Here is a 14441-nt window from a genome sequence, read left to right on the forward strand (position 1 = left end):
GCATGCCTCCGAACAATGCCAACAGGCGAACTGGATCGGTGAGCGCATCCAGTGCAGAGAAAACGTGCTCGAGCATTCAGAGGTGACCTTTTGGAGAACCATGACGACGTTCGCGGGTTTCTGGCAGAATGGTCAGGATCCAGGCGCGAGGCCTGGATCCTGTGTCATCTTTGTATCAGAACTTGACGCCGAACTTGGTTGTCAGCAGGTTCTTGAGATAGGCGCGCACTTCGTCAGAAGGCGAGAGAGCCGCTTTGATGGCTTTTTCGGTCGCGGGACCGGCACTCAGGCGGGCACCATTGGTGACCTTCTGGCTTTCGGCCTGAAACTCAGGATCGGCATTGATGTCAGCCACGGCCTGGGCAAAGATATCCAGCACTTCCTGTGGTGTGTCGGGCTTCATGTAGCCGGTCAGGCCATAGGCATAGGTAACCGAAGCGATGCCCTGAAAGGCTTCCCACTCGATGCCCGACGGTGCTTTGCCGTTCAACTGCTCATAGACTTCATAGACAGAGGGCAGTTCCGGCGCGATCGGATCACGCTGGGTGAGCTTGCCATCCGCATCGGCGCTGCCGCCTGTCCATAGCGGGACCGCGGTGCCTTCTTCGACAGATGGCACAACTTGCGTCAGATAGACTGGCGTGAACTGGTAGTCGATATTGACTTCACCCTGCTCGAACGCAAGCCGCACCGGACCCCGGCCATTGAAGCCCAGCACCGATTTGACGTCCAGACCCAGCAGTTCGAAAGACAAAAGCCCCGGCAAATCGGAAGCAGCGGCTGCAATGCCGCCATAGACCAATGGCGTTTTCGAGGATTTGATGTCCGCGGCGCTGGTTACGCCGGTCGATGGCGACGTATAGGCCACCGCGCTGAACGGGTGGCTGTAGGCGACGCGGTAGTCAGCGAGCTTGTATTCCACGCCCTTCTGACCAAGAACAAAAGGGTTCGCAGTCGACGACGTGGTGAAAAGGATCGTGGTCCCATCTGACTTGGCGTTCTGTTCAAACCAGTTCGCGCCGAGGATGGAGCCGCCGCCGGGGCGGTCGATGACATTGATCTCGGGATTGCCAGGCAGGTGCTTTTCGAAATAGGGCTCAAGGAACTTGGCTGACACAAAGGTCGCTCCACCAGGTCCAAATGGCACGATGACGTCAATTGATTTGCCGGCGAAGTAGCCTTCTTGTGCATTTGCGGCTCCTGCAGAGAGCCCGATGACGGCCACCAAAGTGGCGATAGATGTTGCTGTTTTCATGATTTCGTCCTCCCGTTTATATTATTGCAGCCGGCCTCCCGCGACCCGCGTTCAGCCGATTACATTGTGCAACTCGCCCAGACCCGTTATCCGGACGGTCATGTGATCGCCTTCTGTTAGGTATTTTGGCGGGTTGAATCCGATGCCGACGCCCTCTGGCGTGCCCGTGGCGATGATATCGCCAGGCAACAATGTCATCGTTGCTGAGATCGTTTCAATCAGCGTCGGAATGTCAAAAATGAGATCGGCAACCGAGGCCTTCTGACGGATCTCGCCATTTATTTCGGTTTCAAGCCTGAGCTTCGAGATGTCACCTACTTCATCTGCGGTCACGATGTAGGGCCCCATGGGGCAAAAGGTGTCGATGCCTTTGCCGATGACCCACTGATTGTGACGTCGCTGCAACTCACGTGAAGTCACATCGTTGATGACGACATAGCCAAACACATGGTCATAGGCTTTGTCTTTGGCTACCTGAAAAGCGCGGGTGCCGATAATCACGCCAAGCTCGCCTTCGTAATCGACTGTTGCAGTCGGGTCGAGAGAACCTCGCACCACTGCTTCCGGTCCAACGATACTGGTGGTCGCCTTGGTGAAAATAATCGGCGCACTCGGTACGGCCTCCTTGCCGCTGGAATCAAACCCACTCGAGTGAAATTCCTTTGCGTGCGCGAAGTAGTTCTTGCCCACGCAAAATATGTCGCGTCGGGGATCGGGAACCGGTGAAAGAAGAGTGACGTCAGAAATGGGAACGCGCAGCGCTCCACCGGCGCCCATTGCCTGCCAGGCCTGAATGCCCGGGGAGCCTGCCTCAATCAGTGCGCGAACAGCATAGTCTGCCCCGTCGCCTTCGGCACAGACAACGATCTGATCGTCATTTATAAAGCCTGCACCAATGTTTCCGTCTTTGCTAAATGTGACTAATTTCATTTTCTCGACAGAATCCCTTTTTAACGATAAATTGAATTTACATATATAATCTGACCTGTCAAACAGACTCTACTGCACGCATGAGGTTGCAACCGTGAACAAGGCCATTGCCGCATCCCCATCATCGCTCGAAGTGACGGGCGTTCAACTCGTCCCCGGCGGAACTCTCGCCCAGGCGGCCTACCGGGCGCTGCGGACGGATATCCTCAGCGGTACCCGTCCTCCGGGTGAAAGGCTGCGGATCGAGAAACTAAAATCTCTTTATGAAATAGGACCGACCCCGCTCAGGGAAGCATTGCAAATGCTAGCAACCGATCAGTTGGTGATCGCCGAGGATAATCGTGGCTTCACCGTGGCGCCGCTTGAGCCCGACGAGTTTGCAGATCTTAACATAGCCCGGACGGCCATCGAGCTCTCGGCGCTGCGATTGTCCATCGAGCACGGAGATGCGGAATGGGAGGCAAGTGTCGTCGCTGCAAGCTATTTGATGCGAAAGCAAGACGATGCACTGGCACGTTCCACCTCCGGCGTGCCTGATGCATGGGAAGCGGCTAACACCGGTTTTCACACGGCGCTGGTGGCAGCCTGCGGATCACGCTGGTTGTTAAAACTGCGGGCCAGTTTGCATGATCAGTGCGCGCGCTATCGTCGCGCCTCGGTCTATCAGAAGCTCGGTCAACGTGACTTGTGCGTGGAACACCAGGCGATTTCGGAAGCTGTTCTAGCCCGCGATGCTGATCGGGCCTGCGATCTGATGACTTGGCATTTTGCGCTTACGGCGGCTGGTCTGGCGGATGCATCCCCACAGCAGGCTGTTGATAAATGACCCTGCAAATCGCGCTGTTTCTTGTTGCCGGCCTCTTTGGCGGGATCGTCAACGCGGCCGCTGGCGGCGCGAAATTATTTGTGTTTCCGATGTTGCTTGCGGCCGGGCTTCCGCCGCTTGTCGCAAACGCGACCGGGACAGCCGGCGTCTGGCCGTCGCAACTGGCTGCTATCTGGGTGTTTCGCGAACATTTGCGCGACAATATCCGCGGTCTGATAGGTCAGATGCTGCCAGCATTGGCGGGAGCCTTTTGCGGGGCCCTGGCATTGATCTGGTCCTCGGAAGCTGCGTTTCTGGCTGTCATACCTGTTTTGCTGATCATCGCGGTGGGGGCAATTCTTCTGGGAAACCGGCTTGCCGAAATCGCCCAGCGCCTGTTTCCCGGTGACAGGCTGAAACCGGTCACCGGTGTTTTGCTGTTTGCTAGTGGGGTGTATGGCGGTTATTTCGGCGCAGGCTATGGTTTCATTCTGCTGGCCGTTCTGTCGGTGACGGGGCTTGGGCTGCGGCAGGCAAACGCCAGCAAGAACCTCTTTGCCTTCTGCATGAATACAATTGCGGTGATTCCGCTGAGCTTTTCCGGACTGATCGACTGGGTTGCGGCAGGCTCCGTTCTGACCGGCTCGCTTATCGGTGGCTATTTTGGTGCCCGGTTGAGTCAGGCTGTTCCCGAGAAATATCTGCGTGCCGGCGTGGCTGGCGTGGGGGTAATCCTGACGGCTTCTTTCTTGCTGAGATAATGGAGACGATTATGCGGATTTGCATGTTTGAAGTGAACACTACGCGGCGGCTTGGAGTGATCGAGAACGAGACCGTGATCGATTTGGTCGCTGCAGGAGCTGACGCCGGCGCTTTTGCGGATGTCACAAACTTCATCCTCGGCGGAACTGCAGCCATGGATGCTGTACGCCAACTTATACGGGACGCTCCGGAAACAGCCCGCCACAGCATTGACGCAGTGCGGTTGCTGGCGCCGATCATGCCTTCAACGGTGCTATGCGCCGGCAGCAATTACCATGCTCACAACGCAGAAAAACTGAATACGCCGCTCAGTGGCAAGGAACCCGAGTTCTTTCTCAAGACTGCCGATTGCGTCATCGGGCCGGGTGACGGGATCGTATGCGATCCAAAACTCACCCGCAAACTGGATGCGGAGACCGAGTTGGCGATAGTCATCGGCAAGCCTGGCCGCCACATCACGGTCGAGGATGCGCTGGATCATGTTTTTGGCTATACCGTTTCCAACGATGTCACTGCACGCGACCGGCAGGTGCGCCAGACACCGGAAGGATTCACCTGGTATGAATTAGGCAGAGGCAAGGCGTTTGACAGCAGCCTGCCTTTGGGGCCTGTCATTGTCACAGCCGACGCCTTGCCAGATCCGCAGGCGCTGACGCTTCGCACGCGAATCAATGGCGAGTTGCGTCAGCAGGCGAACACTTCAGACATGATCTGGACATGCGCCGAGTTGATCCACTTCTTCTCTATCAGTTTCACCCTGAAACCGGGCATGGTGATCCTTACAGGCACCCCCGCCGGTACCGGATGGTCTTCCGACAAGGAACTCGGTGGCAACTGGACCCCGGCGCCGGGATTGATTGCCGCAACCCGCTATTGTCTTCCCGGCGATCATGTTGAAAGCGAGATCGCCGAAATCGGTATTCTGCACAACAGCGTCGTCAGTCCTGCTGGTGCAGATGTATTACTCTGAAGGAGCGTTGGTGATGTAGACGCCCGCGACGACCCGAGTGTGTGGCAAAGTGCGATTGTTGAAACCACCATTGGAGATGAGCATCATGAGCGAAGTTCGTATGATCGGTTTGGATTTGACCAAAGACGTTTTTCAGCTCCACGGAGCTGATGAGAGTGGCGCCGGTGTGTTTCGCAAGGAGTTGCGGCGTGGGCATGTTTTGAACTTCTTTGGTGGCCTGCCACAGTGCCTGGTTGCGAAGGAAGCCTGTGGAAGCTCCCACTTCTGGGCGCGTGAGATAGGCCGTTTTGGGTACGAAGTCCGGAGGGGTCCTGTCAAGTAAATCGACTTGAGCCAGATAGGCCCGTCCGGTAGGTTCAGGCCATGACCAAACGCAGTCCAATTCGGTACTTCCGAACCAGCCCAGAAATCATCCGCCTGGCGGTCATGATGTACGTTCGCTTCCCGCTTTCGCTACGAAATGTCGAGGACCTGCTTCACGAGCGTGGCATCGATGTTTGCCACGAGACCATTCGTTTGTGGTGGAACAGGTTCGGCCCGATGTTTGCTGCCGAGATCCGCAAGAAGCGCACCGAGCAGCTGCGGTCCTGGCCGCAATGGCGATGGCACCTGGACGAGATGTTCGTGAAGATCAATGGTGAGCAGCACTATCTGTGGCGGGCGGTCGATCACGAGGGCGAGGTGCTGGAAAGCTTTGTAACGAAGACGCGGGACAAGAAATCCGCGTTGAGATTCCTGAAGAAAACCATGAAGCGGTATGGAGGGGCTGCTGTCTTCGTCACCGACAAACTGCGGTCATACGGCGCAGCCTTGAAGGAGATCGGTGTAGCCGACCGGCAGGAAACCGGTCGTTGGCTGAACAATCGTGCGGAGAATTCGCACCTGCCATTTCGACGACGGGAACGAGCGATGATGCGGTTCCGACGCATGCGAAGTTTACCGAAATTCGTCTCGGTCCACACCTCGGTCTGCAATCATTTCAACCAGGAGCGTCATCTCTACTCTCGACAAAGTTTCAAAGCCGGCCGCGCCGCTGCTCTTGCTGAGTGGCGTCAGCTCGGCGCGGCATAATGGACAGCTTTCTTGCCATTGTAGTGCCCTGTTCTCATCCGTCTGACAGGACCCTCCGGCCGAAAGCGCTGCCAACAGCCTTGTAAATCCACGTATGAACAAAAAGCGTCAGATGCGTTGGTCGCCGATCGGGGCTCACCGGGTGTTGCAGGTGCGAGCAGCGGTTGCTGACGGGCGGCTCAAACGAGCTAAGCTGGCCCTTGCGGCTTGACCCCAACCTTTTTCCCGCTCCCCTCCGTACATTTGCGGATCCACGCACCAAAGCCACCCATTTGGCGTACGGCCTATTCCGGGGCAACCAGATGGCCAGCTTCCACATCGACCAGGGCCTGTCGCGCGGGACCCTCGCCCAGGGGCCAGACAGGGCTTGGAACCTCGCCGGTTAGCCGCGGCAGGCCGGCGCGCGGGCTGCGTGGATCAGGTACGGGGACGGCGGCAAGAAGCCGCTTGGTGTAACTGTGGCGCGGGTTGCCGAACACCTGCTCTCGCGTTCCCATTTCGACGATCTGGCCCAGATACATAACGGCGACCCGATCGGAAATGTTCTCGACGACGGCCATGTCGTGGCTGATGAACAGATAGGTCACACCCATTTCCTCTTGAAGGTCACGTAGCAGGTCGAGGATTCGGGCCTGGATGGAGACATCGAGTGCCGCCACGCTCTCGTCACAGACGATCAGTTGCGGTTTGAGCGCCAGCGCCCGGGCGATGCAAATGCGCTGACGCTGGCCACCGGAAAACTCGTGCGGATAGCGGCTGTAGTAGGAAGGCGACAGGTCGACCCGTTCGAGCAACTGATAGACGCGCGCGCGTTGTTCCTCAATGGTGCCAATATTGTGGATGGCCAGCGGTTCGCGGATAAGCTCGCCAACCGTCATTCGTGCATCAAGCGCGGCCATCGGGTCCTGAAAGACGATCTGCAGGTCGCGGCGCAGTGCCTTGCGACCTGCTGCGTCCAGACGAACCAGGCTTCTGCCATTAACCTCTATGTTGCCGCTGTAGGGCACCAGTCCGACCAGCGCCTTGGCAATCGTGGATTTGCCGCAGCCGCTTTCGCCGACGAGCGAAAGGGTTTCACCGCGGACAATCTCGAGCGAGACATGTTCCACAGCATGGACCTGAGCCTTGACCCGGCCAAGCACGCCCTGGCGGACGGGAAAACGCACCGAAACATCTTCAAAGCGCACCAGGGGTTCATGTTTATTCAGGTGTGCGCGTGCCAAGGCACCGCCGATGCGCGGCACGGCGGCCAGAAGCTCACGGGTGTAGTCTTCGCGCGGGTTTTCAAACAGTTCGACCGTGGAGGCGCTTTCAACCGTGCTGCCCTGGCGCATGACGATCACACGGTCGGCCATTTCAGCCACAACGCCCATATCATGGGTGATCAGAATAACTGACGTGGACAGATCTCGCTGAAGATCGCGCAGCAGGTCCAGCACCTCGCGCTGTACTGTCACATCCAGCGCGGTTGTCGGTTCATCGGCAATCAGCACGTCGGGACGCAGGGCGATGGCCATGGCAATCATCACCCGCTGGCGCATGCCGCCGGAAAGTTCGTGGGCAAATTGCTCAAGCCGTTTTTCGGGCTGTGACAGACGTACGGCGCGCACCGCCTCCAGCGCACGGGCCCGCGCATCGGTCACGGATACGGGATCATGCGCGCGGATCGCCTCGATCAATTGTCGGCCGATGCTCATCACCGGGTTCAGTGCAGTCATCGGTTCCTGGAAAATCATGGCGATGCGGTCACCGCGCAGTGCGCGCATTTGCGATTCCGGCAGGCTGGTCAGTTCAATCTCGCCCAGCCGGATCGAGCCCTGGGTAATGCGCACAGCCGGCTGGGGCAAAAGCCCCATACAGGCGAGCGACGTGATCGATTTGCCCGAGCCGCTTTCGCCAGCGATGGCCAGCACTTCGCCGCGCTTGAGATCAAAGGAAAGGCCCTGAACCAGCGGCACCAGCCCCTCCTCTGACCGGGCACAGACATGAAGATCACGGACCGACAGGACAATGTCCTGCCTGGCCGCATCCAGCGCCGGTGAAAGCGGTTCAGCAACTGTCATTCGAACACGACTCGGGGGAAATAAAAGCTGACGACCACATTCGGCATATCCACGATCTCGGAAATCCGCAGATCACCGCAGGTGGATGCCAGCATATAGGCGTCGGCTGGGGACAGTTTCTGTGTGGCGCACAGCAAATCAATCATGCCGGACAAGGCGTCTTTTGCTGCGGTCCAAAGATCAGGACCGATTCCGGTTGTCACCTCATAACCCTTGGCGTCGAGATGCCGGGTGACAGGGCCGGGGGTAGTGAAACGCGGGGTTTTCAGCGGTTGATCCTTGATCAGATCCAGGGTCAGTATGGCGTCGAAGGGACTTTCGATCGCTGTCCCGCACACTTCGCCGTCGCCTTGCGCGGCATGGGTGTCGCCAACGCTGAACAGAGCGCCTTCCACTTCCACCGGCAGATAAAGCGTGGTGCCTGCCGCCAGGTCGCGGATGTCAAGGTTGCCACCCACCCTGCGCGGCGGGACAACCGAGTGCAGCCCCGGTTCCGCCAGCGCATTGCCGATGGTTCCGGCAAACGGTTTTAGCGGCACCCGGCCGTTCTTGCCGAACAGCGCCGGTTCCTTGGCATCAGCGTCGAATTTCCACACCGTCAACGCCGGTTCGGCAAACTGATCGGACAGAAGCCCAAAGCCTGGAATGATCGCGGTCCAGCCGAAACCAGCCCCTTCGCGCAGTTGCGGGGTGAAACCTTCAATGGTTACTTTCAGCACATCGCCGGGCTTTGCCCCATCGACGAAGATGGGGCCGGAAACCGGGTTGATTTTGCCAAAATCCAGTTTGGCCACTTCCTCGACGGTGGAACGGGGGCCAAGCTGGCCCCCGGAACTGTCGAGGCACTGGAACAGGATTGTCTCGCCCGGCGCAGCGGTCAGGGCGGGGGCAATGCTATTGTCCCAGCCGAAATGGTGCTGATGGGCGTGGATCGTGTGGTTACAGTGCTTGCACATGCCGTGCCTTACTCCTTGATGAAGACGTAGTCGTAGTTGACAGGAATCGACACCGGATCAACAAAAAGCGCATCGTCACCGCCAATGCGGGCCGATTTCATGGTGAAACGCTGCTCGTTGAACACCGGCGCCCATGGGGCGTCTTCCATCACAGCCATGTAGATATCGGACCACAGCTTCAGGCGCTCATCGCCCTTGGCCGGATCGACGATGGAGTCTGCGTCTGCAGCTTTTGCGTCCAATGCCTCGTTGCAGTACTTTGCCCAGTTCCAGCCGCCTTCCACGGCGCCGCCACATCCGAGAATCGGTCCATAGAAGTTGGCAGGATCGGGGAAGTCAGCAATCCATGCCATGCCACCCGACCAGATCATCGGCGCGGTACCGGCACCGCCGGCTTCGATCACGTTGGCCTGCGCCAGTGACTTGATCGCGGCATCAATGCCGATCGCTTTGAGATCTTGCTGGATGGCCTGGGCGATTCGCGGGTTCGGGTCCGTGTTCATCACGAACAGCTCGGTTTCAAATCCATCGGCATAGCCCGCATCGGCCAGAAGCTTTTTCGCGGCTTCAGGATCATATGCATAACCGGCGTAGTCCTTGGTGTAACCCGGCATGGTGGGCGGCAGCGGCTGGTTTGCCGGCACCGCGCGGCCGTTGATGACCTGAATGATACGGTCCTTGTTGATTGCCATGTTGACGGCACGGCGCACTTCGACCTTGTCGAAAGGGGCAGTAGTAACGTTCATGGTGACATAGCCCGTGTGAAGCTGGCCACCCTCGACAACCAGCGCTGCCTGCGCGGGGTCGTTCATCACCTCGACAAATTTTGCAGGCGGAATGCCGTCACCGGGAATGTCCACTTCGCCGTTCTGGGCGCGCAGCAGGGCGACGATAGGCTCCTGGCCGACCTCGACGGTGAAACTGTCGAGATAGGGGACGCCCGAAATCCAGTAATCAGGGTTCTTCTCAAACGTCAGGCGCTGGCCCAAAGACCATTCGGTGAGCTTGAAAGCGCCGGTTCCGACTGGCTTCTTGCCGAAATCGTCCCCTTCGGCTTCCACCACTTCTTTTGGCACCACGAAGGAAAAGTTCAGCGCCATGATATGCAGGAACGTGGCATCGGGGCGCGACAATTTGATGGTGACAGTATTTTCGTCCGGGGCAGTGACCCCCGAAAGGCCATCTGCCTCGCCCGACGCGGCGGCATCGAAGCCTTCGATCATGCCGAAGAAGCCTTGCCCAGGTGACTGGGTGGCCGGGTTCACCACGCGGTTGATCGAATAGACCACATCCTCGGATGTCATCGCGCGGCCGTTGTGAAACTTCACGCCCGGGCGCAGTTTGAACGTATAGGTCAGCCCGTCATCGGACAGGGTGTGGCTTTCGGCCAGGCCGGGACGCAGCACGGTGGTGCCTGGCTCATAATCCATCAACCCGTCAAAAACCGATTTGATCATGGACCAGTTTTGCCAGTCATAGCCGATGGCAGGGTCAAGCGTGGCCACGTCGTCCTTGTAGGTGACAATCATATTGCCGCCATGCTTGGGTTCTTCACTTTGTGCAAACGCAGGAACCGCCATCAGAGCGGCAAGTGCGGTAGAAAGTAGTAGCTTTTTCATCGTTTTCTCTCCCATTGGTAGGTTACATTCAGCGTAATCGGATACGCGGGTCGATAAGGGGGGCGATAAGGTCGGCCAAGAGGTTGCCGAGCACGATGGCAAACGCCGACACGAGCGTGACACCCATGATGATCGGGATGTCGACGCGCTGTATCGCCTGCCAGGCCAGTTGGCCGATACCTGGCCAGCCGAAGACACTTTCCACCACCACTATGCCTGACATGAACATGCCGATATCAATGCCGACCATGGCGATGACCGGCAGAATGGCGTTGGGCAGTGCGTGAGCCAGAATAACGCGGGTGCGTTTGAGGCCTTTTGCGCGCGCGGTGCGGATGAAATCAGCGCGCAGCACATCCAGCATCGAAGAGCGCGTGATACGTGAATACCAGCCTGATCCAAGGATGCCCAAGGTCAGCGCGGGCAGCACCAGATGTGCAAATGTGCCGTAACCACCAATCGGGAACCAGCCCAGTTTGACCGCAAAAACATAGAGCAGCAGCAGCGCGACAACGAATTGCGGCGCAGAGACGGAGACGAAACTGCCCAGCATCAGAACGTTGTCCAACGGTCGTCCGCGGTAGAGCGCGGCGATCATGCCAAGAGTCAGTCCGATTGCCAATTCACAAAAAATCGCCGCGACCATTAGCAGAAGCGTGGCGGGCAACCGTGAAACAAGCAGCGCGCCCACTTCGGTCTTTTGCAGATAAGAGCGCCCCAGATCGCCGCCCAGCAGGTTCCATAAATAAGTGCCGTATTGCACGATGAAAGGTTTATCCAGACCAAGCTGGCTGCGGATGCTGGCGACCGTTTCAGACGTGGCTGACCGACCGGCGATTTGGCGCACGGGGTCTGCGGGCAGGATATAAAGCAGCACGAAAGTGATGAAAGACACGCCCAGCAGGATCAAGGCAGACTGGATCAGACGGCGCAGAATATAAGCTGGCATCAGTCACGCCCCTGTTGTGTCGGATCGAGAATGTCGCGCAAGGCATCTCCAACCAGGTTGAAGCCCAGTGCCAGCGCCAGAATGGCCGCACCCGGAATGAACACCAGCCAGGGTGCTGACTGAAAGTAGGTCTGGTTTTCGAAAATGATGTTGCCCCAGGATGGTGTTGGCGGCTGCACGCCCACGCCCAGGAACGACAGCGTAGCTTCCAGTAGAACTGTGGTCGAAATGCCCAGCGTACCCCAGACGATCAGGGTCGGCACCAGATGCGGCAAGATGTGGCGAAAGAGAATGCGCCCATGGCCTGCACCCAGCGTTTTTATTGCCGCGATATAATCCCGCTCGACCAGCGAGGAGGTTTGGGTAAAGATCACCCGCGCTGTCTGCACCCAGTTCACGAAGGCAATCACCATTGCCACGATCCACAGCGAGGGGGAAAAGATTGCCGCAAGACAGATCGCCAGCAGCAACGCCGGAAAGGCCATCATGAGATCGGTAAAGCGCATCAAGACCGCGCCCACCACGCCGCGGAAATACCCTGCGGTGACCCCGACAAGTGTGCCGATAAACAGCGCGACCCCATTGGCCACAACCCCGATGAACAGCGAGGTCTGAGCGCCGAACAGCAGGCGGGTAAACAGGTCACGACCCAATAGATCCGTACCAAGCCAATAGACCGCTCCGGGCGGCAGCGGGGCGCCTTCGATCGTCAGCCCGTCAAAGTGCTGTTCGTTCGGATCGAAAGGGGTAATCCAGGGCGCCAGCGTTGCGCCAAGAATACAGATCAGCATGATCACCAGCCCAAGCACTGCCAGCTTTCGCCGGGCCAGCTTCTGCCAGACCGAATGCGGACTGACGGTAGCCGGCTCAAGGGAGATCGATGCGTTGACTGTCATCCGACACCTTTTCGCTTGAATGGTTGGCAACCAGACGTTGGGCGGCCTCTTCGATGGGCATGCGCCAGGCCATTGCCGTCTGGCGCAGCAATTCATAGGCTTCGGCCTGGCTTTTGCCGCGAAGCACAAAAATCATCACCGCCTGCACGATTGTCTGGCGCGCCGAAAGCCGCGTCTCGAGATCGGTGATATGGGCCGCGGCCTTGTTGGCGCGGTCAAAATTGCTGCGCGCTACCAGGAGTGCTGCATAGATACCCTTGTCGCTGACGGGCTTGAGCAATTGGGCATGAGCACCCATCGTCATTGCCCACCGCAACCGGCCCGGGGCTTCAGAGCCGATCAGAGCGACCAACGGCATCGGCGAAGCGCCGGGCTTCCACAGAAACTGCTCCTCATGGGCCATGTCTGCGTCGTAGAACACGAAATCTGCCATCAATGCCTCAGCGGGGAGCTCGGGCCAGGCCTCATGCACATCCAGACCAATCACATGCAGCTGCCGCAATAGCGGCTGCATCGAGGGATGCGGGCGGTGCAGCACAAAGGCCTTGGCCTCGCCCAGGTTGTCGGTGCGGATCTGCGTCATGATACCACCCTGAGGTGGGACGGCGGTCGGGATGACCTGTCGCGCCGGCTCCAGTAGGGATCGGCGGCAAGCTCTGGAAGGCGCAGGATCTCTTGAAATTTCCCGGCGCGCAGCTGCGCGATCACCACCGGTTGGCTGGCATGCTGGTTTTCGCAGTCGAGCCGCAGGGTGCGCGATTGTTTTGCTGCCAACGCTATCAGATCACTCAGGGGCAGTTTCTCGGCACCCGGATTGGCATTGAGATACCCGGCCAGTTCATGCACTGCCAATCTTGACATTTCGGCAATCGACCCGTGCCCGACGACATTTTGCTCGAAGAACGGGCCGGCCGCATACATTCCTTCAGCCGCAGAACCCGCTACAGCAATCTCCCCTTCGGTGAAGTTGCATGACAAAACCGGCAGTAACTCCGCGTTTTCCGCTTCGGCGCGCACTTCCGCCAGCCGGGCAAGAAAGCTGTAGGAGCTCTCGCCGATCAGTGAGTTGACGATGAAATCCGGTTGCAGCGCCCGGATCTCCTCGAGGATCTGACCCAGACCCGTATCGCCAATCGGAAGATAGCGGTCCGACAGGACCTGGCCGCCCATTGTGCTGATTTTTTCGCGCGCTATCTGGGCAATTTCCCATCCCCAAATATAGTTCGATCCGATCAGGCAGACCCGGTTTCCAAATCGGGGCATCGCAAATTCCACCAGCGGCAAAAGATGCTGGTTTGGGCAAGAATGCATATAAGCCACATGCTCGTTGGCCTCAAACCCTTCATAGGGGGCAGAGTACCAGAGTGCGCCGTGAAACCGCTCCAGTTCGGGGATGACTTCTTTGCGGCTCGACGAAGTGATGCAACCGAAAATATGCCGCACACCAGCGTTTTGCAGCATGTCACGGCACAGCGGCGCGTAGCGATCAAGCCGTCCTTCCGGATCACGCTCCACCACCGAAAACCCGACGTCCAGCGCCGGGTCGGCATTGACTTCAGCCACTCCTCGCAGAATGCCCGCACGGGCAACCGTCGCCAAGGCGACATAGTCGCCGCTGAGCGAGTGCAAAAGGCCGATCTCTATGTTCCGTTTCATCATGGGCCACAAAATCAAAAAGCCCCGCACCGATTCGCAATTTCGCGATCAGTCCGAGGCTTGGATGCCAATATGTCCGCATCTTTCTAGCGCCTCTTAAGCGATAGCGCTAGCCCCGGAGAGGATTAATGGTTCTGATTGAGTGGACGGTCTCCTGCCCCGGCATCTGAGATGCCATAGGCGGTTGTTGGAAGCCGCAGAAAGGAGAGCTGTCCATGAGGGAAGTTACCACAGTTGGAATTGATACGCTCAGGCCAACAAGATGGTGCGGATCGCATGGGCCTTGATGACAGAAGAGACCATCTTCAGAACCGCTACGGATTGATAAAAAAATATGTGGTTTTTGAAGCAAAACGAGTTGGTGAGGTACTAGGGCCTGTGGACATTCATCTTGATGCGATCAGGGCAGCTGCAAGGTTCCAACTGGCTGTGTAGCTACAGTCCGTTTTGTCATAGCGTGTTGCTATGCCTCTGAATTCCTTGATCTTCGCGAAGTAGTTTTCAACCAG

The 14441-nt window shown here is 58.1% G+C and carries 13 protein-coding genes and 2 pseudogenes; 5 read left to right on the forward strand and 10 right to left on the reverse strand.

Annotated elements, in window-relative coordinates:
* Nucleotides 1–175 precede the first annotated feature (175 nt).
* Both ABJN75_RS10025 and ABJN75_RS10030 read right to left on the reverse strand, forming a co-directional pair.
* Nucleotides 176–1255 carry a hypothetical protein gene (locus ABJN75_RS10025; RefSeq protein WP_047028604.1) on the reverse strand — a complete coding sequence of 360 codons (1080 nt, stop codon included), beginning with the start codon at nt 1253–1255 and terminating at the stop codon, nt 176–178.
* A 51-nt stretch (nt 1256–1306) separates the two neighbouring features.
* Nucleotides 1307–2185 carry a fumarylacetoacetate hydrolase family protein gene (locus ABJN75_RS10030; protein WP_348439270.1) on the reverse strand — a complete coding sequence of 293 codons (879 nt, stop codon included), beginning with the start codon at nt 2183–2185 and terminating at the stop codon, nt 1307–1309.
* Between the two features lie 94 nt (nt 2186–2279).
* Here ABJN75_RS10030 and ABJN75_RS10035 point away from each other — a divergent pair, with 94 nt between their 5' ends.
* The 5 genes and pseudogenes from ABJN75_RS10035 (at nt 2280) to ABJN75_RS10055 (ending at nt 5793) form a co-directional block, all read left to right on the forward strand.
* Nucleotides 2280–3011, forward strand: a complete 732-nt coding sequence (locus ABJN75_RS10035; protein WP_348439271.1) for an FCD domain-containing protein — start codon at nt 2280–2282, stop codon at nt 3009–3011.
* Nucleotides 3008–3751: a sulfite exporter TauE/SafE family protein gene (locus tag ABJN75_RS10040; RefSeq protein ID WP_348439273.1), complete on the forward strand. Its 744-nt coding sequence runs from the start codon at nt 3008–3010 to the stop codon at nt 3749–3751. Before ABJN75_RS10035 ends, ABJN75_RS10040 begins: the two co-directional genes overlap by 4 nt.
* 23 nt (nt 3752–3774) lie before the next feature.
* Entirely contained in the window at nt 3775–4722 is a 948-nt protein-coding gene (locus ABJN75_RS10045; protein ID WP_348439275.1) for a fumarylacetoacetate hydrolase family protein, read from the forward strand.
* Nucleotides 4723–4807: 85 nt separating this feature from the next.
* Nucleotides 4808–5026: pseudogene (locus ABJN75_RS10050) on the forward strand (IS110 family transposase); the annotation flags it as partial.
* Between the two features lie 59 nt (nt 5027–5085).
* Entirely contained in the window at nt 5086–5793 is a 708-nt protein-coding gene (locus tag ABJN75_RS10055; RefSeq protein ID WP_348439277.1) for an IS6 family transposase, read from the forward strand.
* A gap of 284 nt (nt 5794–6077) precedes the next feature.
* Here ABJN75_RS10055 and ABJN75_RS10060 read toward each other — a convergent pair whose 3' ends face one another.
* The 8 genes and pseudogenes from ABJN75_RS10060 to ABJN75_RS10095 form a co-directional block, all read right to left on the reverse strand.
* Nucleotides 6078–7856: an ABC transporter ATP-binding protein gene (locus ABJN75_RS10060; protein ID WP_348439279.1), complete on the reverse strand. Its 1779-nt coding sequence runs from the start codon at nt 7854–7856 to the stop codon at nt 6078–6080.
* Nucleotides 7853–8812 (reverse strand): acetamidase/formamidase family protein, encoded by a 960-nt coding sequence (locus ABJN75_RS10065; RefSeq protein WP_348439281.1) that lies wholly within the window; start codon nt 8810–8812, stop codon nt 7853–7855. Before ABJN75_RS10065 ends, ABJN75_RS10060 begins: the two co-directional genes overlap by 4 nt.
* 8 nt (nt 8813–8820) lie before the next feature.
* Entirely contained in the window at nt 8821–10431 is a 1611-nt protein-coding gene (locus ABJN75_RS10070; protein WP_348439283.1) for an ABC transporter substrate-binding protein, read from the reverse strand.
* Between the two features lie 28 nt (nt 10432–10459).
* Nucleotides 10460–11380, reverse strand: coding sequence for an ABC transporter permease (locus ABJN75_RS10075; RefSeq protein ID WP_348439285.1), 921 nt, complete (start codon nt 11378–11380; stop codon nt 10460–10462).
* Entirely contained in the window at nt 11380–12276 is an 897-nt protein-coding gene (locus ABJN75_RS10080) for an ABC transporter permease (protein ID WP_348439287.1), read from the reverse strand. The genes ABJN75_RS10075 and ABJN75_RS10080 overlap by 1 nt, the downstream gene beginning before the upstream one ends.
* The gene (locus ABJN75_RS10085) at nt 12248–12859 is read right to left on the reverse strand and encodes an ANTAR domain-containing protein (RefSeq protein ID WP_348439289.1); all 612 of its coding nucleotides are present in this window, start codon (nt 12857–12859) and stop codon (nt 12248–12250) included. The genes ABJN75_RS10080 and ABJN75_RS10085 overlap by 29 nt, the downstream gene beginning before the upstream one ends.
* On the reverse strand, nt 12856–13935 hold the full coding sequence (locus tag ABJN75_RS10090; RefSeq protein ID WP_348439291.1) for a transporter substrate-binding protein: 1080 nt from the start codon (nt 13933–13935) through the stop codon (nt 12856–12858). The genes ABJN75_RS10085 and ABJN75_RS10090 overlap by 4 nt, the downstream gene beginning before the upstream one ends.
* Before the next feature lie 383 nt (nt 13936–14318).
* Nucleotides 14319–14441 (reverse strand): annotated as a pseudogene (locus tag ABJN75_RS10095) (IS5/IS1182 family transposase); the annotation flags it as partial.

This window comes from Hoeflea sp. (assembly GCF_039975035.1).
Classification (GTDB): Bacteria; Pseudomonadota; Alphaproteobacteria; order Rhizobiales; family Rhizobiaceae; genus Hoeflea.